The organism is Streptomyces sp. NPDC088116 (assembly GCF_044741745.1).
Taxonomy (GTDB): Bacteria; Actinomycetota; Actinomycetes; order Streptomycetales; family Streptomycetaceae; genus Streptomyces.
Genome location: NZ_JBIUTF010000003.1, coordinates 612229 through 633565, shown reverse-complemented (window position 1 = coordinate 633565; position 21337 = coordinate 612229). Strand labels below are relative to the sequence as shown.

General features: G+C 71.8%; 13 protein-coding genes. 9 read left to right on the top strand and 4 right to left on the bottom strand.

Going from position 1 to position 21337, the window contains the following annotated elements; all coding sequences use genetic code 11:
- Positions 1 to 30 precede the first annotated feature (30 nt).
- Positions 31 to 1491: an amino acid permease gene (locus ACIOJD_RS15090; protein ID WP_401912905.1), complete on the bottom strand. Its 1461-nt coding sequence runs from the start codon at positions 1489 to 1491 to the stop codon at positions 31 to 33.
- Positions 1492 to 1835: 344 nt separating this feature from the next.
- Here ACIOJD_RS15090 and ACIOJD_RS15085 point away from each other — a divergent pair, with 344 nt between their 5' ends.
- From ACIOJD_RS15085 to ACIOJD_RS15060, 6 genes are all read left to right on the top strand, one after another.
- A complete protein-coding gene (locus ACIOJD_RS15085) occupies positions 1836 to 2987 on the top strand; it encodes a substrate-binding domain-containing protein (protein ID WP_401912903.1) in 1152 nt (383 codons plus the stop codon).
- 100 nt (positions 2988 to 3087) lie between these two features.
- Complete coding sequence (locus ACIOJD_RS15080) at positions 3088 to 4440, top strand: ABC transporter substrate-binding protein (RefSeq protein ID WP_401912901.1); 1353 nt, start codon at positions 3088 to 3090, stop codon at positions 4438 to 4440.
- Between the two features lie 52 nt (positions 4441 to 4492).
- Positions 4493 to 5518: a carbohydrate ABC transporter permease gene (locus ACIOJD_RS15075; RefSeq protein ID WP_401912899.1), complete on the top strand. Its 1026-nt coding sequence runs from the start codon at positions 4493 to 4495 to the stop codon at positions 5516 to 5518.
- Positions 5515 to 6417: a carbohydrate ABC transporter permease gene (locus ACIOJD_RS15070; protein ID WP_401912897.1), complete on the top strand. Its 903-nt coding sequence runs from the start codon at positions 5515 to 5517 to the stop codon at positions 6415 to 6417. Before ACIOJD_RS15075 ends, ACIOJD_RS15070 begins: the two co-directional genes overlap by 4 nt.
- A gap of 63 nt (positions 6418 to 6480) precedes the next feature.
- The gene (locus tag ACIOJD_RS15065; RefSeq protein ID WP_401912894.1) at positions 6481 to 7509 is read left to right on the top strand and encodes a hydroxyacid dehydrogenase; all 1029 of its coding nucleotides are present in this window, start codon (positions 6481 to 6483) and stop codon (positions 7507 to 7509) included.
- On the top strand, positions 7506 to 9515 hold the full coding sequence (locus tag ACIOJD_RS15060) for a DUF2264 domain-containing protein (protein WP_401912891.1): 2010 nt from the start codon (positions 7506 to 7508) through the stop codon (positions 9513 to 9515). Before ACIOJD_RS15065 ends, ACIOJD_RS15060 begins: the two co-directional genes overlap by 4 nt.
- Positions 9516 to 9693: 178 nt before the next feature.
- Here ACIOJD_RS15060 and ACIOJD_RS15055 read toward each other — a convergent pair whose 3' ends face one another.
- Positions 9694 to 11610, bottom strand: a complete 1917-nt coding sequence (locus ACIOJD_RS15055) for an asparagine synthase-related protein (protein ID WP_401912888.1) — start codon at positions 11608 to 11610, stop codon at positions 9694 to 9696.
- 267 nt (positions 11611 to 11877) lie between these two features.
- Here ACIOJD_RS15055 and ACIOJD_RS15050 point away from each other — a divergent pair, with 267 nt between their 5' ends.
- On the top strand, positions 11878 to 14811 hold the full coding sequence (locus ACIOJD_RS15050) for an XRE family transcriptional regulator (RefSeq protein WP_401912886.1): 2934 nt from the start codon (positions 11878 to 11880) through the stop codon (positions 14809 to 14811).
- Between the two features lie 224 nt (positions 14812 to 15035).
- A complete protein-coding gene (locus ACIOJD_RS15045) occupies positions 15036 to 15980 on the top strand; it encodes a bile acid:sodium symporter family protein (protein ID WP_401913900.1) in 945 nt (314 codons plus the stop codon).
- A 56-nt stretch (positions 15981 to 16036) separates the two neighbouring features.
- Here the strand turns inward: ACIOJD_RS15045 and ACIOJD_RS15040 are convergent, their stop codons facing one another.
- Positions 16037 to 17995, bottom strand: coding sequence for a cellulase family glycosylhydrolase (locus tag ACIOJD_RS15040; RefSeq protein WP_401912883.1), 1959 nt, complete (start codon positions 17993 to 17995; stop codon positions 16037 to 16039).
- 229 nt (positions 17996 to 18224) lie between these two features.
- Between ACIOJD_RS15040 and ACIOJD_RS15035 the strand changes: the two genes are divergently transcribed.
- On the top strand, positions 18225 to 20804 hold the full coding sequence (locus ACIOJD_RS15035; RefSeq protein WP_401912880.1) for a beta-L-arabinofuranosidase domain-containing protein: 2580 nt from the start codon (positions 18225 to 18227) through the stop codon (positions 20802 to 20804).
- Between the two features lie 49 nt (positions 20805 to 20853).
- Here ACIOJD_RS15035 and ACIOJD_RS15030 read toward each other — a convergent pair whose 3' ends face one another.
- The gene (locus tag ACIOJD_RS15030; RefSeq protein WP_401912877.1) at positions 20854 to 21252 is read right to left on the bottom strand and encodes an SH3 domain-containing protein; all 399 of its coding nucleotides are present in this window, start codon (positions 21250 to 21252) and stop codon (positions 20854 to 20856) included.
- Positions 21253 to 21337 lie beyond the last annotated feature (85 nt).

Here is a 21337-nt window from a genome sequence, read left to right as displayed (position 1 = left end):
GGTTCACGCACCCAACCCTTCCCAAGAGGGTTACTCGGAGTCAATGTGATCTCGCGTACCGAGACCCGCCGCCGAGGCTTCGGCGCGGACCCGGCCGCGCACTCCGTACCAGCCCGCGACCAGCGCGGCGGCGATGAGCGGGATGAGCATGACCGTGCGGCGGCCGACGTCCCCGTCGGCCCACATCAGTACGACGACACCGGCCAGGAAGACAAGGGTGACCAGTTCGACGTACGGCGATCCCGGCAGCTGGTACGAGGGACGCTGCACGCGCCCCTCGCGTGCCCGCCGGACGAAGACCAGGTGACAGAGCATGATGATCGCCCAGGTGCTGAGCACCCCGAGCGCGGCGATGTTCAGGACGATCTCGAACGCCTTGCCCGGCACGACGTAGTTCAGCCCGACGCCGAGCACACAGACACCGGCGGTGAGGATGATCCCGCCGTACGGCACCTGGTTCCGGTTCATGAGCCCGGTCCACTTCGGCGCGGAGCCGGCCATCGCCATGGAGCGCAGGATGCGGCCGGTGGAGTAGAGCCCGGAGTTGAGGCTGGACATGGCCGCGGTGAGCACGACGAGGTTCATCACGTCGCCGGCCGCCGGCACACCGATCTTGGACAGTACGGTGACGAAGGGGCTCTCAGAAGCTGTGTAGCCGTCGTACGGGATGAGCAGTGCGAGCAGGACGACGGAGCCGACGTAGAAGACCAGGACGCGCCACATGATGGAGTTCACCGCGCGCGGTACGACCTTGTGCGGCTCGGCGGTCTCACCCGCGGTGACACCGATCAACTCGACGGCCGCGTAGGCGAAGACGACGCCCTGGAGGACCACGACGACGGGCAGCAGCCCGGCCGGGAAGAAGCCGCCGTTGTCGGAGATGACGTGGAGGCCGGGGGTCTGTCCGTCCACAGGGTGCTGGGTGACCAGCAGGAACACCCCGATCGCCATGAAGGCGACGAGCGCGGCGACCTTGATGATCGAGAACCAGAACTCCATCTCGCCGAAGATCTTCACGGAGATCAGGTTCACGCCGAGCACCACGGCCAGCGCGATCAGGGCCAGCAGCCACTGCGGGATGTCGGTGAACATGCTCCAGTAGTGGACGTAGAGCGCGACGGCCGTGATGTCGGCGATGCCGGTGGTCGTCCAGTTCACGACGTACATCCAGCCGGCGGTGTACGCGCCCTTCTCGCCCAGGAACTCACGGGCGTAGGAGACGAAGGAGCCCGAGGACGGCCGGTGCAGGACCAGTTCGCCGAGGGCCCGGACGACGAAGAAGGCGAAGAGGCCGCAGACCGCGTAGGCCAGCGCCAGGGCGGGGCCGGCGGAGGCGAGGCGGCCGCCCGCGCCGAGGAAGAGGCCGGTGCCGATCGCGCCGCCGATCGCGATCATGTTGATGTGCCGGGACTTCAGGTCCTTGCTGTAGCCGACGTCCCCCGCGTCCGGTGACGATGTGCTCACTACACCCTCCGCAGAGGGCGGAGGCATGTCCTGAACGGCTTCTTCACGCACAGTTGTTCATCTCGCTTCGTTCGTGAGGGGAAGCCGCCCACCATAATTCACGTCCAGTAGTGATCTCCCCAGTGTTCCGGCGATCAAGACCCGGGCCGCCCCTGGGCCCTGTCCGGCGGACCGCGGGTCCGCACGTCCGTGCGTCCATGCGTCCGTGCGTCCGTGCGTCCGTGCGTGGCACGTCCGGACGACCGCCGGTCGCGGATGATCGCTATGCTGCGCCCGAAGCGCTCATACGAAACACTCAAACGAACACCACACGGCGGCTCGAAGAGCGGCCCGGCGGAGCGGCGGAACGGCACGGCAAGGGGGCCGACAACATGCGGGAACCGGTCGAACTCAGGCGTCAGCGGATCCTCGCGGTCGTGGAGTCGCGCGGAGCGGTCAAGGTGAGTTCGCTCGCCGCCGAGCTGGAGGTCTCGGTGGTCACCGTCCGGCGGGACGTGGAGGAGCTGGCCAGGGCCGGGAGACTGCGGCGCGGGCACGGCGTGGCCCGTCCGGTGCGGCCCGTCGCGCAGGCGCCGGACGCGGGGGCCGAGGAGCGGGGCACGGACGGGGTCACGGTCGCCGTGGTGGTGCCGGAGCGGCATTCGTACCTGTACGAGACGCTGCACGGGGCCCGGACCGTCCTGGAGGAGGCCGGGGTACGGATCGCCCTACAGATCGCACCGCAGACCATCGGCGCCGAACGGCCCCTGGTGGAAGCGGCGTTGGCGGCCGGGGCGGGCGGGCTGCTGATCGCGCCGAGGTGGCGCAGCGCCCTCTCGGAGGAGGCGGACCACCCCTGGCTGGCCCGGACGGGCGTACCGACCGTGCTGATGGAGCGGCGGCCCCGGCCCGGCAGCGCGCTGCATGCCCTGGACTCGGTGTGTTCCGATCACTGGTACGGGACGCATCTGGCCGTCGATCATCTGATCGCGCTCGGCCACCGCCGGATCGTGCTGGCCGCCCGCGACGACAGCCCCACGGCGCGGGCCGTGCGAGCGGCCTTCACCGAGATCGTCGCCGACCGGCCAGAGGTGGCGGACTGGTCGATGGTCCTCAGTTCGCCGGACGCGATACCGGGGCCCGCTCCCGACGACGCCGTCTCCTCGGGCGACGCCCCGTACGACCGCACCCCCCTGGACCTCGCGGCGCTCCTGCGGGAACGCGGGGCCACCGCCGCCGTGCTGCACGGGGACGTGGACGCGCTGATGCTGGTGCAGCGGCTCGCGGAGCAGGGCGTACAGGTGCCGCGGGACTGTTCGGTGGTGGCGTACGACGATGTGGTCGCCGCGCTGGGCGGCACCCCGTTGACCGCGGTGTCCCCGCCGAAAGCGGAGATCGGACGGGCGGCGGCCGAACTGCTCCTGTACCGGCTGGCCCGGCCGCTCGGCTCCGGCCCGGTGCGCCGGACGGAGTTGCTGCCGTCGCTGAAGATACGCGGATCGACACAGCGGCCGCTGCCTCGGCCAACCCCCGCCTCGGACTGAGCGTTTGACCGCCTTGATTTTCTTCTGAGCGCTCTATTGACCAGTTCCGATCAGCCGATCAGGATTCCCGTGTCCCGAACCGGAGCCGCGGGAGGCGCCCATGCCTGGTCGACAGAGCCGTCGATCCGTGCTCGCCACGATCGCCGCGCTGCCCCTGACAGGTGCGCTCAGCGCCTGCAGCGGTGGCGGGGACGCACGATCGAGCAGCACGAGCAAGATCGGTACCAGCAGCAAGCACGCCACACACATCACCTTCTGGTCCGCGCTGCGCGGCAGCCAGGAGGTGGTGGACGCGTTCAACCGCACCCACGACCACATCCAGGTCGACTTCCAGCAGATCCCCGGCGGGGACTCGGGCGGCTACGCGAAACTCAGCAACGCCGCCCGCGCGGGCAACGCCCCGGACATCGCGACCCTCGAATATCCCCAGGTCCCCGGCTTCGCCATCGACGGCGTGGCCCGCGACATCACCGGGATGGTCAGTGCCGGGCTGCGCGCCAAGCTGCTGCCTCAGGCACTGGGCCTGACCACCTTCGAGAAGCGTGTCTTCAGTGTTCCGCTGGACGTGGAGCCGATGGTCATGCACTACCGCACCGACCTCTTCGAGCGGTTCGGACTCGATGTGCCGCGCACCTGGGAGGAGTTCGAGGACGTCGCGAAGAAGGTGCGCCGCAAGGCCCCCGAGCGGCGCATCACACTCTTTCCCACGGACGGTGACACGCATTTCGCCGCGTGGTCCTGGCAGGCGGGCGCGCAGTGGTTCGACACCTCCGACGGCGTCTGGAACGTCTCGCTCGCCGACGAGCCGACCCGCCGCGTCGCGGCGTACTGGCAGCGGCTGATCGACCAGGACCTGGTCTTCATGAACGCCTCGAACAGCCGTCAGAGCGACGCCCAGATCAGCAACGGACTCGTCGTCACCCGGCTCAGCGGTGCCTGGGACGCCGGGGCGCAGATGAACGCGCGCCCCGAGCAGAAGGGCCGGTGGGCGATCGCGCCGCTGCCCCAGTGGGACGTCGCCAGACCCTTCGTCGGCACCCACGGCGGCTCCACCTTCGCGGTCACCAGGGACAGCCGGCACCCTCAGGCCGCCATGGAGTTCATCGAGTGGCAGGTCTCCCACCCCGACGCCCTGCGTGCCCGGCTCTCCAGCGGCACCAGCAGCCAGTACCCGGCGGCGCCCGGTCTCGTCGCCGTCGGCCGTGAGGCGTTCGACCGTGGCTACTACGGCGGCCAGGACATCTACGGCGTGTTCGAGGAAGCGGCGCACACCATCCGCGGCGGCTGGGTCTGGGGTCCCCGGATGACCGCCACCGGCAGGGTCATGCGGGACGGCTTCGCACGGGCGAGCGGAGGCCAGGGCTCGCTGATCGAGGCGGTGCGCCACGCGCAGGAGGGCACCATGCCCGACCTCGAGGCGCTGGGTCTCGCGACCAGCGAGCGCAGCAGTTGAGCGGCTCCGGTCCACGTATCCCGTCCCCGCAGCAGAGAGGCAGGTGACACCCATGACCAACCCCGTGAGCAAGCCCCTGGCCGGCCCCCTCACCGCCCCGGCCGGCACGGCGACGCCAGGCACCACGAGCAGCGTCCCCGCACGCGCCGCCGCGCCCTCGCATGACACCCGCAAGTCCGCCCGGCGCCGCGAACTCGGCGCGTGCGGCCTCCTGATGACCCCGTTCTTCGTCCTTCTGGTGACCGTCTTCCTGATCCCCGTCGGCACAGCCGTGTGGCTGAGCTTCTTCAGCGACGACCAGCCGGGGCTCGGCTTCGGCCCGGAGCGCACGGTCTTCGTCGGGCTGCGCAGTTACGCCGCCGTCCTGACCGACCCGACCTTCCTCGGCGGGCTCGGCACCGTCGTCCTGTACTGCCTGATCTACATTCCGCTGATGGTGACCGGCGCCCTCGCGCTGGCGCTGCTGCTCGACTCCGGTGTGGTGCGCCTGCGGTCGTGGGCCCAGCTCGGCCTGTTCCTGCCGCACGCCGTGCCCGGCATCATCGCGGCCCTCATCTGGCTGTATCTGTACACCCCCGGCATCAGTCCGGTGATCACGCTGTTCGCCAGGGCCGACATCACCATCGACTTCCTCGGCGTGCACACGGTTCTCCCGTCCATCGTGAACATCGCGCTGTGGAGCAACCTGGGCTACAACATGGTCGTCTTCTACGCCGCGCTCCAGGCCGTACCACGCGAGGTCATCGAGGCATCGGTCGTCGACGGCGCGGGACCGGTCCGTATCGCCCTTCAGGTCAAAACGCCGCTGGTGCGTTCGTCCATCGTGATGGTGGCGATGTTCACCCTGATCTTCGCGCTCCAGCTCTTCACCGAGCCGATGCTGCTCAGCCAGTCCACCCAGATGATCAACACACGGTTCTCGCCCAGCATGTACATCTACGACGCGGCGTTCACCCGTAACAACTACGGCCTCGCCGCTGCCGCCTCCGTGGTCCTGCTGGCCTGCACGGTCGCCCTTTCCTACATCGTCACCCGCTGGACCAACCGCGCCAACGCCGCCCAGGAGGACGCCCGATGAGCGCGACCAGCACCACCGGCGGCACTCGCCGCACCCGCTCCACCGGCACCGCCGGACCGCTGCGCCCGCGCCTGCTGGGCCGCTCGGTCGTCAATCTCGTCGTGGGCATCTCGGTGCTCTACACCCTGCTGCCGGTGCTGTGGCTGGTGCTGGCCGCGACCAAGAACAGGGACGCCCTGTTCAGCAGCGATCTGCTGTCGCTGAGCGACTTCTCCTTCGTGCGGAACCTCAAGGACCTGTTCGCCATGGACGGCGGGCTGTACAGCCGGTGGTACGGCAACAGCCTGCTGTACGCCGTCCTCGGCGCCGCGATCGGCGCCCTGGTGAGCATCGCCTGCGGCTACGCCTTCGACAAGTACCGCTTCCCGCACAAGGAGAAGCTGTTCGGCCTCGTCCTCGCGGCCGTGATGGTGCCCCAGACCGTCCTGGCGCTGCCCCTCTACCTGATGGCGTCCGGCGCGGGCGTCGTCAACACCTTCTGGGCGGTCTTCATCCCCGTGCTCTTCAACCCTTTCGGGGTCTATCTGGGCCGGATCTTCAGCCAGGGGTACGTACCGGACGAGGTACTCGAAGCGGCGCGGGTGGACGGCGCGGGCGAACTGACCGCCTACGCGCGGATCGCCCTGCGGATGCTCGGCCCCGGGCTCGTCACGGTCTTCCTCTTCCAGCTCACGGCGATCTGGAACAACTTCTTCCTGCCCATGGTGATGCTCTCCGACCAGGACCTGTATCCGGTGAGTCTCGGTCTCTACACCTGGAACAGCTCCGCCACCGTCTCCCCCGAGTACTACCCCGTGGTGATCATGGGTTCGCTGCTCGCGGTCCTGCCGCTGATCCTCGCCTTCGCGCTGCTCCAGCGTTTCTGGCGGTCCGGCCTGACCGCGGGCGCCGTCAAGTAGGGCCTGTCCGGCCGACCGGCCGGACAGGACTCAGCTGAACCGGTCCCCGTACGCAGGAGAGAGATGCCCACCGCACCGACCGCAGGTCCCCGCCCCCGCGCCGCCCTCGCCATGGCCCCGGACGCCGCCGCCGCGGTACTCGGCCCCGAGTCCCTGGCCGCGCTCGGCGCGGTGTGCGACCTGACGCCGCCGCCCGTCCTCGACGACTTCACCACCGACCGGGCGCGCACCACGCTGGCGGACGTGGAACTGCTCGTCACCGGCTGGGGCTGCCCGCCCCTCGACGCGGCCGTCCTGGACGCGGCGCCCCGGCTGCGCGCCGTCGTCCACACCGCCGGGACGATCCGCGGTCATGTCACCGAGGCCTGCTGGGAACGGGGCATCGAGGTGTCCTCGGCCGCCGCCGCCAACGCCCTGCCGGTGGCGGAGTACACCGTCGCGATGATCCTGCTCTCCGGCAAGCGGGTGCTGGAACGGGCCCGCGACCTGCGTGCCACCCGCCGCCGCGACGACTGGCTGAGCACACCCGCCGAAGTGGGCAACTACGGCCGTACGGTGGGCATTCTGTCCGCCTCCCTGATCGGCCGGCGCGTCATCGAACTGCTGCACCCGTACGACCTGCGGGTACTGCTGCACGACCCCTACGTCTCCGACGAGGAGGCGGCCGCGCTCGGAGTCCGGCCGGTCGGGCTCGGTGAACTGTTCGAGCTCAGTGACACGGTGAGTGTCCACACGCCGCTGCTGCCCGCCACCGCCGGACTCGTCAGCCGCGAACTGCTCACCTCCATGCGGCGGGACAGCGTGTTCATCAACACCGCGCGCGGCGCCGTCGTCGACCAGGACGCGCTCACCGACGTCCTGCGCGCGGACCGGATCCGGGCGATCCTCGACGTCACCGATCCCGACACGCTGCCGCCCGGACATCCGCTGTGGGAGTGCGAGAACGCGCTGATCACCCCGCATCTCGCGGGCTCCCAGGGCAATGAGTTCAGGCGGCTGGCCGATCTGGCGGTCGGCGAGGCCGCCCGCTGGGCCGGGGGCGACGGTTTCGCTCATCCCGTACGACGCGAAAGGCTGGCATTCCTCGCATGACCTCATCCTCCGAACGCCCCGCTCCGGGACGGCCCGCACCCGGCCGTCCGGCGCCCGGACATCCGGCGCTCGAACTCCCTGCGGAAGACCGGACACTGAGCCCGCACACCGGCTACACCCGGGCACACTGGGAGGCCACCGCCGACGGGCTGCTGCGCGCCGCCTGGCAGTGGTCCACCCCCGGCCGTGCCCTGCTCGACCTGCCGGGGAGGCCGTCCGGCTCGGGGGTGCGCTCGGACGGCCTGGAGGGTTACGCGCGTACGTTCCTCGCCGCCGCCTTCCGGGTGGCGGGCGCGGGCGGCGCGGATCCGCACGGCTGGCTCGACCGGTACGCGGACGGGCTCGCGGCCGGCACCCGTACCCCGGGACGGGACGACACCGAGTCCTGGCCGCTGATCCTCGACCACCACATCCAGGGCCAGCCCATGGTCGAGTCCGCGTCCGTCGCCATCGGGCTCCGGCTGACCAGGCCCTGGCTCTGGGACCGGCTGGACCCGGCGGTGCGGGACCGCGCCGAGGAGTGGCTGCGGGGCGCGCTGCGGCACACCCCGGCGCCCAACAACTGGTATCTGTTCCCCTACTCCGTGGCCGGCTTCCTGGAATCGGTGGGCCGCGGTGACGCGGAGACGGCACGCGCGCGGGAGCGGGCGCTGGACCTGCTGGAGGGGTGGTACCGCGGCCAGGGCTGGTACGCCGACGGTGACAGCCGCGCCTTCGACCACTACAACGGCTGGGCCCTGCACCTCTATCCCGTACTCGACGCCCACCTGGCGGGCGGCGCCGAGCCGTCCACGCCCTACGGGGCGCGGCTGAGCGAGTATCTGGAAGGGTTCTCGCTGCTGTTCGGCGGCGACGGCGCGCCGATCCACTTCGGCCGCTCGCTCAACTACCGCTTCGCCGCGGGCGCGGCGGTCGCGCTGGGCGCCGTCACCGGACACACCCCGCTCGCGCCGGGCGTCTCTCGGCGGCTGGTGAACGGGGCGCTGCGCTACTTCCTCGACCGGGGCGCGACCGGCACGGACGGGCTGCTGAGCCTCGGCTGGCACGGCCCGCACGACGCGACGCTCCAGCACTACTCCGGTCCCGCGTCGCCGTACTGGGCCTCCAAGGCCTTCGTCACGCTGCTCGCTCCCGAGGACCATCCGCTGTGGACGGCCACCGAGGAACCCGCGCCCAGCGAGGGCCCCGACCGGGTGCTCGCTCTTCCCGCTCCGGGGCTGCTGGTGCAGTCCACCCGGGCGGACGGGATCGTACGGCTGCACAATCACGGCAGCGACCACATCCGTCCCCACGAGGGCGAGTCGGGCGTGCGGGACGACCCGCACTACAGCCGGCAGGCCTACTCCACCCGCACCGGTCCCACAGCAGCCGGGAACGTGGCGGACAATCACCTCGCGGTGGAGATCGCGGGGAGGACCAGTGGCCGTCGCCGGATCCACCCGCTGGGCGCCGGACACGGTGACGGCTGGGGCTGGGCGGCCTCCTGGCACCGGCCGGTCTTCCCCTCGGGCGCGCCCATGGTGCCGGGTCTGCGGGTGGAGAGCGTCACGGTGGTCCGGGGCAGGTACGAGTTGCGAGTGCACCGCGTGCTCGGTGCTCCGGCCGGGGTGCGCGTACGGCAGACGGGCTGGGCGACCGGCCCCGAGGAGAGCGTGCGCTCGGCTCTGCACGGTCTCCACGGCTGGAGCACCGGGGACCCTGGGAACACCGCAGGCTCCGGGGATTCGGGCGATTCGGGCGAGGAGCTACGGGCGCCGCAGGGTACGGCGTACACCCGCTGGGCGCTCGTGCCCAGGCTGTCCGGCGAGGCGGAGGGCACCGCGCTCTTCGCGGCTCTCGCCACGCTCACCGCCGAGCCCGGGATCGCCCCTCTGGCGGAAGCGGTGAGCGAGGTGAGCGTGGACGGCGGCACCGTCGAGGTGACGTGGGCGGACGACGGGTCGAGGACCCGTATCGCCTTCGCACCGCTGGCGGTCGGTCACGGCTGGGGCGTGTTGCGAAAGTAGCGCCGTCCGCCCAAAGGGCGGGGCCCGCGGCGTCCGGTGCGTGTGCTCGCAAGGCGGAGGACCGGCACCGTCGATGGACCGGACGTACTCGGACGACTCCGACAACGCGGCGAGCGCGCGTGCCGGGCGTCGCAGGCCAGGCGGGACTTTCACAACAGGCCCTAGAAGCACCGGGAAGTCAGCGAAGTGTGCCCTCCTCGGCTCGGCTCCCGGGCCGGGGCGGCCAGGCGGTCGCGGCGCGCAGCCATGCCTCCAGGGCGAGGGTGTTCTCGATCGCCGGCAGGCTGGTGCGGGCGGCGTGGGCGTCCAGGACGGCACGGCGCAGGGGGCCGGGGTCGATCAGGCCCAGTCGGGCCAGCAGCGGTGAGTCGAGGAGTTCCGTCAGCTCCGTCCGGTTGCGGTGGAGGCCGGCGTTCAGCTCGGCGGTGGCGTCGTCCCTCGTACGCCGTCCGAGCAGGTCGTCGGGGACGATGCCACGCAGGGCCGCCGCGCGCAGTGGCTTGTGGACGAACGGGCTGGTGCGTTCGTACGGGCGCACCGCCAGGCACGCTTCCAGTACCCGGTCGTCGAAGTACGGGTGATGGACGGGGGTTCCGGCCTCCGCCGCGACACGGGCCAGATCGCGGCTCGCCCTGGCGGTGGCACGGACGGCGGCGAGCGTGCCGTGCCCGCCGCGCGTCGGCTCCACCGGTACGGCCGTGGCTGCGGCCTCGGTCAGCAGGCGGCGTACGGTCGCCGTGGCGTCGGGCGTCACCCACTCGGGCAGGGACGGGCGGAGCTGCCAGCCGAGGTCGGGCAGCGGGTCCGGTGAGTGCGGGGCCAGGTTCTTCGCCGCGTCGGCCAGCCAACGGCCGTACGGACGGCGGTCGGTGACGGCCCGAACCATGGCGGCCGGGCGCCGGCGCGGCCGGGCGGCCGTGGCGCGCAGTTGCGGCCATGCCACGGACGGGCGGGAGCGCAGCGCGTCGTGCAGATAGCCGTACGCCGCGAGCAGCACCTGGTCGCCGCCCTCGCCGGACAGGTGGAGCCGGGAGCCCGCCACGGCGAGTTCCCGGGACATGTGACGGATCCGGGCCCGGTCACGGATACCGGGCGCCGGTTCGTCCATGCCTTCGCCGGCCCGGGACAGGCCGGTGAACCAGGCGGGCAGGCGCGCACCGTCCACCGCGCGGTGGACGGTGCCGGGGCCGAGAGCCGCGAGGGCGCGGCGTGCCCGGTCCGCGTCCTGGTGCGGGGAGTCGAGTCCTGAGCGGGTCACGGCGAGGAGTCGCGCGGGGCCGCCGTCCGCGAGGAAGCACAGGAGGGTGGAGTCCATGCCTTCGGACAGATCCGCGCTGATCGTGCCGCCGTCGCGGGTGCGCAGGGCGACCGCGTCCGAGAGGGCGCGCGTCAGCGCGGGCGCGCCCTCGGCCACCGTCAGCTCTCCCTCCGGCGCGAACCACCACTGCCGTGCGTGTGCGATCGCGTCGTGGCCCAGTTCGAGCCGGTGTCCGGGCGGCAGTGCCTCGACATCCCGCCACACGGAGAGGCCGTCCAAGGGGTGCGGCACGTCGGACGGGATCAGGCGCAGCGCCAGTACGTCCTCGTTCAGCCCGGCGCCCACGACCGGGCCGAGGACATCGGAGCGGTCGGCGGCCACCACGGTGTCGCCGAGGCGCGCGTGGAACACCCTGCGCGTCCCCGACGCCGTTCCCCGCACGCTCACCTGGCCGTGCGCGGAGGCCAGCAGGTGGTAACTGCCCGCCCAGGTACGGGCGGCGGTGTCCAGATCGCTCAGTGAGGCCAGTCCTCCGGCGGCCGCGCGCAGCGTGGGTGTGTCCGCCGAGCAGGTGCCGATCACCGCCACGCGTACGGGCCCGGCGGCCACCACCGTCAACTCGTCGTCGTCCCAGCTCCCGACGAGCCAGGGGCGGCCCGAGGCATGCCGGACGACACGCACCCTCTCACCACGGGCACCTCCGGCGGCGCCGGGCCCCGTACCGGCACCGCAGCCGCCTTCGGCGCCGAAGGCGGCTGCCGCCGCGGTGCCGCTCGCGCAGTCCGCCAGGACCGCGAACCAGCCTGCGCGACGGCCGCCGCACTCTGTCCCCGTCATTCGCCGCCTTCCACGTTCGGTTCCCCCAATCGAATGCACCGCCGAACCGACCGGCCCGCGGAACCGGCCCGCACGCGCGCGGCCTCTTCACCGCTGCGGCGTCCGGTCACCGACGCGGCGTTCCGACGCCTCACCCAGGTGTAGCCGGACCGCCGTTGTTCGGTCCCGGGGCGTCGGTGCTGAACAAACGGATGCTGAACAATCGAGTGCTGGACCGGGCGTCACATCGGGCCCGGTCCGGCTTCGAAAAGGGGGAGGTGCCGCCGAGTGCCCCGTGGGGAACGGCCGTTGGAATCCGGGGACAGTCCGCTGCTCGCGTTCGCCGCCGAGTTGCGGAGACTGCGGCGCATGTGCGGCAATCCGACCTACCGGGAACTCGCCGCGCGCGCCCACTATTCGATCGCGACGCTGTCCGGGGCGGCGGCCGGGCACCGGCTGCCGACGCTGGCGGTGACCTTGGCCTACGTGGCGGCCTGCGACGGGGACACGGCCGCGTGGGAACGTACCTGGCACGAGGTGTCGCGGTCACTGGACGGCGGGGCGGGTACGGGCGACGACGCGCCGGGGGCGCGGGGCGAGGCCCCGTACGTGGGGCTGGCCTCCTTCCAGGCCGACGACGCGGATCGGTTCTTCGGCCGGGAGCGGCTGGTCGAGGAGGTGGCCGACCGGCTGTCCGGCCGGCGGTTCGTGACGGTCGTGGGCGCCTCGGGGTCGGGCAAGTCGTCGCTGCTGCGGGCCGGCCTGCTGCCCCGGCTGCGGGCCGGGAACGGCGAACGCGGGGGCGTGGCCGTGGTGTTCACCCCCGGGCCGCGTCCTTGGGAGGAGTGCGCGATCCAGTTGTCCGCGCTGTGGCCCGAGGGCTCCCTGCCCGACCTGTCGGCCGACCTCTCGGCGGGTGCGGAGAACCTGCATCGCGCCGTACGGCGCGTGCTGGCCGCGCGCGGGGCGTCCGACGACGCGGATGTCGTGCTGGTGGTCGACCAGTTCGAGGAGGTGTTCACGCAGGGGGCGGACCCCGGTGAGGCCGGCGCCTTCGTCGCGGCGCTGGTCGCCGCCACCAGGGCACCGAACAGCCGCTGCCGGGTGGTCATCGGGGTGCGCGCCGACTTCTACGCCCACTGCACCCGCCACGCGGAGCTGGTGGAGGCGATGCGCGACGGGCAGGTGGTGGTCGGCCCGATGGATCTGGACGATCTGCGCCGCGCCGTCGTACAGCCGGCCGTACGGGCCGGGCTCACCGTCGAAGGCGCCCTGCTGGCCACGCTGATCGCGCACGCCCATGGCCGGGCGGGGGTGCTGCCCCTGTTGTCGCACGCCCTGCGGGAGACCTGGCGCCGCCGTCGCGGCAACGCGCTGACGCTGGAGGCGTTCCGGGCCACCGGCGGTATCGAGGGGGCGCTGGCGCGTACGGCGGAGTCCTTCCACGAGAAGCTCAGCCCGGCCCAGCGCGCGGCGGCCCGGCAGATCTTCCTGCGGCTGGCCGCGCTGGGGGACGGTACGGAGGACACCCGGCGCCGGGTACCGCTGGGCGAGCTGGACCACGAGGAGGCGGACACCGGCGCCGTGCTGGAGGCAGCGGTCCGCGCCCGGCTGGTCTCACTGGACCGGGACCGGCTGGAGATCACGCACGAGGCGCTGATCCGCTGCTGGCCGCGCCTGCGCGACTGGCTGACCGAGGACCGGGACGCGCTGCGGCTGCACCGGCAGCTCACCGACGCGACCCACGCCTGGGAGTCGGTGGGCCGGGATCCCGGCGCTCTGTACCGGGGAGCCCGGCTGACGACGGCCCGCGATCTGACCGGTCTCACGTCCCGGGAGCGGGAGTTCCTCGACGCGAGCCTGGCCGCCGAGCACGCCGAGGCCGGCCGGCTGCGGCGCCGGGCGCGGCGCACGCGTCACCTGATGGGGCTGCTGGTCGTCCTGTTGGTCACGGCGGTGACGGCGGCCATGTTCGCCTTCCGTACGGAGGCGGAGATGGCCCGGCAGCGGAACGCGGCCGTGTCCCGGCAGGCCGCCGCCGAGGCGGTCTCGCTCCGGCACACCCGCCCCTCGCTGGCCGCTCAACTCAGCCTGGCGGCCCACCGGTTGCTGCCCGCGCGCGATACGCGTGACGCGGTGCTCAGCACCATGGCGGTCGAGCTGTCCGGGCACGGTCAGGCCGTGAGTTCGCTGGCGTTCCGGCCGGACGGGCGGGTGCTGGCGACCGGCGGCTTCGACTACGACGTACGGCTGTGGGACGTGGCCGATCCGCTCCGGCCGGCCGCCCTGGCCACGGTCGCCGGCCATCCGGACACGGTCACCGCCGTCGCCTTCAGCCCGGACGGGCGGCTGCTGGCCACCGGCGGGCGCGACCGGAAGGTGCGGCTGTGGGACGCCCGCGATCCCCGCCGTCCGGCCCTGGTCAAGACGTTGACGGGGCACGAGGACATCGTGTTCTCTCTGGCATTCGCCCCCGACGGGCGCACACTCGCCTCCGGCAGCTACGACCACACCGCACGGCTGTGGAACGTCACCGCCCCGGCCTCGGCGGCCCAGTTGTCCGTCCTGCGCGCCCACACACTGAACGTCAAACCCGTGGCGTTCAGTCCGGACGGCACCCTGCTGGCGTCCGGCGGCGACGACCGCACCATCCGCCTGTGGGACGTCCGCGATCCGCGCCGCCCGGCCGTCCGGTCCGTGCTCACCGGTCACCGGGACTTCGTGGACGCGGTGGCGTTCAGTCCCGACGGCCGGCTGCTGGCCTCCGGCAGCGACGACCGCACCATCCGGCTGTGGGATCTGCGCGATCCACGGCGCCCGGTCACCAGGCACGTGCTCACCGGCTCCGCCGACGTGGTCTCGTCCCTGTCCTTCAGTCCGGACGGGCGGCTGCTCGCGTCGGGGAGTTACGACCGTACGGCCAGGATGTGGGACCTCGGGCCTGTCCGGGCCGACATCCGCCGACCGCGTCTGAGGTCCCTCCTCACCGGTCACCTCGGCGCCGTCAACGCGCTCGCGTTCCGGCCGGGCGGGCACCGGGGCGGGCCCTGGGTCGCGACCGGCAGCGCCGACCACACCGCCCAGATCTGGCAGACGGATCCGGCGGCCTCGATGCGGCTGGCCTGCGAACGGGCCGATCCGGTGATCACGGTCCGGGAGTGGAACCGCTACTTCCCCCGGCTGACGTACCGGCCGCCGTGCCCGGGGGGAGACAGCACATAGACCCTCGCGCGGCTTCCGGTATGTGGCCGAGGGTGACCAGATGACGAGACGGTGTTGCACAGCGCGACGGTGAGGCGTTGCATCACGCCGTGCGATCCGAACAAGAGCCGACCGATGTCCCCACGCCCACCGCCGAGTCCACCGCCTCCGCGCCCGCCCCCGCGCCCGCCGCGCCGGACTCCGCCGACCGCGCGGCCCGACGCGCCGTCACGGTCTTTCCCGTACTGGTCCTCGTCGCGGGCGCCCTCGGGCTCGTGATCCCGGGCACCTTCGCGGGCTGGACGGTCTCGGTGCCGTACCTCCTGGGCATCGTGATGTTCTGCATGGGTCTGACGATGACCCCGCGCGACTTCCAGGGTGTCGCCAAACGGCCGTGGGCGGTCGGGCTCGGTCTGGTCGCGCACTACGTGATCATGCCGGGGCTGGGCTGGCTGATCGCCAACGCTCTTGATCTGCCGCCGCAGCTGGCGGCGGGGGTGATCCTGGTCGGCTGCGCGCCGAGCGGCACCGCCTCGAACGTGGTCACGTATCTGGCGCGCGGTGACGTGGCGCTGTCTGTCTCGGTCGCCACCGTCTCGACGGTCCTCGCGCCACTCGTGACTCCGCCGCTGACGCTGCTGCTGGCGGGCGAGTTCCTGCCGGTCGACGCGGGTTCGATGGTCTCCGACATCCTGAAGACCGTGCTGCTCCCGGTCCTCGCCGGGCTGGCGGTCCGGCTGCTGGCGGGCCGCCACGTCGACCGTCTGCTGGGGGCGCTGCCCTGGCTGTCGGCCCTCACCATCGCGGTGATCGTCGCGGTCGTGGTGGCGGGCAGCGCGACCGCGATCAAGTCGGCCGCCCTGTTGGTGTTCGTCGCCGTGGTGCTGCACAACGGCCTCGGTCTGGCGCTCGGTTACGGCGCCGGGAAGCTGGCCCGGCTCGGGCCGCCGGCGAGCCGGGCGATGGCCTTCGAGGTCGGCATGCAGAACTCCGGGCTCGCCGCCTCGCTGGCCACCGCCCACTTCAGTCCGCTGGCCGCGCTGCCGGCCGCCGTGTTCTCGGTGTGGCACAACGTGTCGGGTGCGCTGGTCGCCGCGTGGATGGCGTACCGGGCGAGGAAGGCGGAGTCCGCCGCCCTGCCTGCCGGGCCGGCGGCCGAGGCCGCGGAAGCCCGGGGTGTGTCCTCCTGACGCCGGCACATCGCGCCGGAGTGTGCGGTACCCCGTGCACCGGCTCGTTCGTCCCATCAGGACGCGGGGAAGCCCGCGGACGCCAGCCACGTGGTGAGTTCGCGCTGTGCCGCCGCGCGCATCTCCGGTGTCGGGGTCGCCGCGCCGTCGGCGACCAGGGCGTAGTGGAGCGTCCCGGCGCCGTCCGACGCCGCCGGGGCGGACAGCAGGAGCCGCCGCGCTTCGGTGGTGCCGGGTTCGGTGGCCGATGCGATGGGGTGGTCGGCGTTCTGCCCCTGCGCCGTGTACTGGGGCAGGCCCGTGGTGGTGCCGAGGTCCGAGACGACCGTGGTCGATCCCGGGGTGAATCCGCTCGGCAGGTGCAGTTGTGTCGGCGCCCGGGTGGCGCCCTCGGAGCGCCACACCAGCACGCCGTAGCGGCCGGATCCGACCAGTCGCGCGGTGTTGGGCATGCCGGTGGGGATCTGGTTCCAGCTCAGAGTGGTGCCGGCGTCGCGGGAGCGGTCCTCGTAGGTGAAGGCGAGCGTCCGGCCGGCCACCGCGCCCGGGTAGAGGCGGTCGAGCAGCCGGGCGTCCTGGCGCAGGACGGCCGCCCCCGAGGCATCGAGTTCGACGGCGGACAGGTCCTCGTCGTTCCAGGCGTCGGCCTCTTCGAGGATCTTGTCCGGGTTGCCGTTCATCGCCTCGTGGTGGCGTCCGCTGTAGATGTCCCACTGCCACTGGGTGGCCGACAGTACGGGCCCGGAGCGGGCGGCCCCGGTCCACCATGTCGCGCCCGGCAGGCGGGAGTCGAGCGCCTGGTACATGGCCTTGACGACCGTGGGCGCCTTGTCGGCGGTGGTGCCGTTCATCGGGTGGCCGAACTCGCTGACGATCCCGTCGGTGCCCAGCGCCGAGGCGCGGTCGCGGACCGTACCGAAGTCGGTGGAGTACTGGCCGTCCTTCGCCTTGCCCCACATGAAGATGCCGGAGATGGCCTTCTGGTCGTAGAAGTGGGTGTTGAAGACATAGCGCCCGCCGACGCTGCCCGCGTCGAGCAGGCCGCCCTCCTGCTTGGCCAGGTCCAGGTTGGCGTTCCAGAACATGTTGGGCTCGGCGAACACCGGCTTGTCGCGCCAGCCCGCGGCGTCCATCCGGGCCCGGAACTTCTCGTAGAACGGCCAGAGCGTGTCCCGTTCCCAGGTCCGGCTGTTCTGCCCGCTCGTGTACTCGCCCGCGTACGGCTCGTTGTACGGGTCGAAGCCGACGACACCGGCGAACTGGTCCGGACCGAGGTTGCGCGCGAGGTATGTCATCGTCTTCTGCGCGGTGTCGAGGAAGGCGTCCTGGACCGGGACGGAGACTGTGCCCGCGTCGGTGGGTACGGTCAGCACGCGGTTGTGCCAGAAGTCCCGGGAGGCGTTCTTGACGGCCTGGTTCTGGGTGATGTTCTGGCCCCACAGGACGCAGATGCCACAGGACTCGTCCGGGTATCCGCCCGCTTCGACGGCCCATCGGGGCGCGCCGTCACCGGTGTACCAGCTGTCCTCGTCGAAGAGATGGCGGGAGTAGAGGTCCTGGTGGAAGTCGGGGAAGACACGGAGCCCGGCGTCGAGGAGCGCGCCGATCTGTTCGGTGGCGGCGCGCAGGTACGTGGTGTCGAGCTTGCCCGGTTCGGGTTCGGCGTGGGCCCAGGACAGGAGGAAGCGCACGGCGTTCCCGCCGGTCAGGGAGCGCAGGGCGGTGGCGGAGGCGCGGGCGTCCGCCGTACTGGCGAAGGGCAGTCCGCCGTTCTCCTCCAGCTTGGTCTCGCCGGAGACATTGAATCCGCGCAGGACGACTTCCCGCCCGTGGCCGTCGGTGAACCGGCCGCCGTCCACGGTGACTCCGGTGGCCGTCGTGCCGTCGAACCACAGAGGGGCACGGTCCGCCGCCTCGGCCGGGGGGCCGCTCACGGCGACCGACGCCAGGAGGAGGAAGACCGTGCCCAGCAGTGCTCCCCGCCGTGCCGGCCGCCACACACCCCATGTCGTCATGGACACAACATTGCGCGCGCTACTGATGGGTAGTCAATAGCTCCTCTCCACCCGGACTCGCCAACCTCGCCCGGCCCAACTCGCCGCGCTTCAGGGGCCATTGACTTCCCCTGGGGCCTCAGTAGCGTGGGGGCGCACAGCATGTCGCACGACGTTCGACACACCGAACAGCCATGGGTGACGGGACACACCTTGGGTCGCGAGGCCCCTCGACATGCGGAGATCTGCCATGCCCGGACCATTCGACAGACGACACTTCCTCAGCACCGCCGCCGGTGGGACCGCGGCCGCCGCGCTCGTGGCGGCGGGCGGACCCGACGCACCGGCCGCCGCTGCCCGTTCATCGGAAGCGGCCACGCACGCCCCCGCACACTCCGCGCCGCCGGACGGCGGCGGACACCGGGCTCCGGGCGTCGTCCGGCCGTTCCCCCTCGACGCGGTGACCCTGCTCGCGAGCGCCTTCAAGGACAACCAGTCGCGCAACTCGGCATATCTGCGGTTCGTCGACATCGACCGGCTGCTGCACGCCTTCCGGCTGAACGTGGGACTGCCGAGCAGCGCCCGGCCCTGTGGCGGCTGGGAGGCCCCGTCCGTCGAACTGCGCGGTCACAGCACGGGACACCTGCTCTCGGGCCTCGCCCTCAGCTATGCCAGCACCGATGAGCGCGCACTGCGCGACAAGGGCGAACAGCTGGTCACCGCCCTCGCCGAATGCCAGGCGAGAGCAATACGGGCGGGGTTCGGCCAGGGCTACCTCTCGGCGTTCCCGGAGAGCTTCTTCGACCGCCTCGAAGCCGGGACCGGGGTCTGGGCGCCGTACTACACGATTCACAAGATCATGGCGGGGCTCGTCGACCAGCACCGGCTGGCGGGCAGTTCCCGGGCGCTCGATGTCGTACTCGCCCAGGCCGCCTGGGTGGACCGGCGTACGGCGCGGCTGTCGAGCGCCCAGATGCAGCGGGTGCTGGAGACCGAATTCGGCGGTATGAACGACGTGTTCGCCGACCTGCACGCGGTGACCGGCGACGCGAAGTGGCTCCAGGTGGCCGAGCGCTTCACCCACGCCCGTGTCTTCGATCCCCTGGCGCGCAACGAGGACCGGCTGGCCGGGCTGCACGCCAACACCCAGATCCCCAAGGCCGTCGGCGCGATGCGGCTGTGGGAGGAGGGTCTGGCCGACCGCTATCGCGACATCGCCGAGAACTTCTGGCGCATCGTCACCGAGCATCACACCTATGTCATCGGCGGGAACAGCAACGGTGAGGCGTTCCACGAGCCGGACGCCATCGCCGCGCAGCTCAGCGACAACTGCTGCGAGAACTGCAACAGTTACAACATGCTGAAGCTGACCCGGCTGCTGCATTTCCACGCCCCCGAGCGCACGGAACTCCTCGACCACTACGAGCGGACGCTGTTCAACCAGATGCTCGGCGAGCAGGACCCCGACTCCGCGCACGGCTTCAACATCTACTACACCGGGCTCGCCCCGGGCTCGTTCAAGCGGCAGCCCTCCTTCATGGGCACCGACCCGCAGATGTACTCCACGGACTACGACAACTTCTCCTGCGACCACGGCTCCGGCATGGAGACCCACGCGAAGTTCGCGGACACCGTCTACACGCACGACGACGAGCGGCTGCTCGTCAACCTCTTCATCCCCTCCGAGCTGGCATGGCGGGAGAAGGGCATCACCTGGCGGCAGACCACCGGCTTCCCCGACCAGGCGGGCACCGTGCTGACCGTGGTCTCCGGCGAGGCGGCGCACCGGCTCCAGATCCGTATCCCCGCCTGGACCTCCGGTGCTTCGGTACGGCTCAACGGGCTCACGGTGCAGGGCAGTACGGCGCCGGGAACCTGGTTCACCCTGGAGAGGACCTGGCGTGCCGGTGACCGTCTGGACGTGTCCCTGCCGATGCGTGTGACGATCGAGCCGACCCCCGACGACCCCGATGTGCGGGCCGTGCTCTACGGACCCGTCGTGCTGGCCGGCGCGTACGGGAACCAGGCCACCCTGGCGATGCCCCGGCTGGACACCGCGTCGGTACGCAAGCAGGCCGACGCGCCGATGCGGTTCACCGCGAGCGCCGACGCCACGGACGTCACCCTCCTGCCGATCGCCCGCGTCCATCACCAGCGCTACCACGTCTACTGGCTCACGGGTACGCCTCCTCCCCCGCCCCCGGCGTTCGCCGCCTGGTACCGCTTCGACGAGAGCGCGGGCGAGACGGTGCTGGACGCGACCGGCAACGGGAAGACGGCCCGGCTGGCGGGCGGCGCCACACGGTCGGCGGGCCACACCGCCGGGGCGGTCGCACTGAACGGGACCGACGGTCATGTCGTCGTCGCGGACAATGTCCTCGCGGGCGCCTCCGCGTACTCCGTGGCGACCTGGGTCAGGCTCGACGGCACACCGGCGACCTGGAGCCGGATCTTCGACTTCGGGACGGGGGTGACCGCCAACCTGTTCCTGACCCCGCGCGCGGACTCCGGGTCCCTGCGGTTCGCCGTCACCGCGGGCGGCGGCGGGGCCGAACAGCGCGTCGAGGCCGCCGCGCTGCCCGTCGGCGTATGGACGCATGTCGCCGTGACGTACGGGAACGGTACGGCGGTCCTGTACGTCAACGGCCGGGAGGCGGGCCGCAACAGCGAAGTCACCGTCGAGCCACGGCACTTCGGCAACACACTGCGGTCCGCGTGGATCGGCAGGTCGCAGTACCCGGACCCGTATCTCAAGGGTGCGATCGACGACTTCCGCGTCTACGGGAAGACACTGCCCGCCGCCGAGGTCGCGGCACTGGCCGGGTCCTGAATGACGCGGCGGATCGCCGGTGACCGACCGGCGATCCGCCGTGGTGCCTTCAGTTACGGCAGTAGGAGACCGGCGAGAGGTTCTCGACGAACCGGGCGGCGACATAGCCCGTCCGCCCGCCGCCGAGCCGGTACCAGAGGTCGTTGCCGCCCACGTCCTGACCCACGACCTTGCAGCGCAGGGCGACGATCGTTCCCGGCGGGAGGAGGCCCGGGGACGGGGAGTCGGAGGTGGGCCTCTCACGGATGTGCAGCGCGATCCGCGAGACGACCTTGCCCTTGGGGAGCGCCACGGAGTCTTCCGGCTGCGGCGCCTTCGCGACCGCACTCGCCACGGCGGCGGAAGTTCCGGCCGCGCCTGCGGAATTGGCTGTCAGGAGCCCGGAACCAGCGATCACGAGTACGGCGAGCGCCGCGGTGGCCCGACGCTTGATACGCGATGTGTACACAGTTCCCTCTTTCCCTTTTTGGGTGTTACCTCCCTCTTATGGCACGACGGGCGATGCGGTGACCAGACCGGAACCGCATTCTCAC

What these genes read in the sequence shown, in the direction of transcription:
- ACIOJD_RS15040 (WP_401912883.1), bottom strand. Translation starts at nt 17,995, where the DNA reads ATGACGACATGGGGTGTGTGGCGGCCGGCACGGCGGGGAGCACTGCTG.
- ACIOJD_RS15065 (WP_401912894.1), top strand. Translation starts at nt 6,481, where the DNA reads ATGCCCACCGCACCGACCGCAGGTCCCCGCCCCCGCGCCGCCCTCGCC.
- ACIOJD_RS15075 (WP_401912899.1), top strand. Translation starts at nt 4,493, where the DNA reads ATGACCAACCCCGTGAGCAAGCCCCTGGCCGGCCCCCTCACCGCCCCG.
- ACIOJD_RS15070 (WP_401912897.1), top strand. Translation starts at nt 5,515, where the DNA reads ATGAGCGCGACCAGCACCACCGGCGGCACTCGCCGCACCCGCTCCACC.
- ACIOJD_RS15085 (WP_401912903.1), top strand. Translation starts at nt 1,836, where the DNA reads ATGCGGGAACCGGTCGAACTCAGGCGTCAGCGGATCCTCGCGGTCGTG.
- ACIOJD_RS15060 (WP_401912891.1), top strand. Translation starts at nt 7,506, where the DNA reads ATGACCTCATCCTCCGAACGCCCCGCTCCGGGACGGCCCGCACCCGGC.
- ACIOJD_RS15090 (WP_401912905.1), bottom strand. Translation starts at nt 1,491, where the DNA reads ATGCCTCCGCCCTCTGCGGAGGGTGTAGTGAGCACATCGTCACCGGAC.
- ACIOJD_RS15035 (WP_401912880.1), top strand. Translation starts at nt 18,225, where the DNA reads ATGCCCGGACCATTCGACAGACGACACTTCCTCAGCACCGCCGCCGGT.
- ACIOJD_RS15055 (WP_401912888.1), bottom strand. Translation starts at nt 11,610, where the DNA reads ATGACGGGGACAGAGTGCGGCGGCCGTCGCGCAGGCTGGTTCGCGGTC.
- ACIOJD_RS15080 (WP_401912901.1), top strand. Translation starts at nt 3,088, where the DNA reads ATGCCTGGTCGACAGAGCCGTCGATCCGTGCTCGCCACGATCGCCGCG.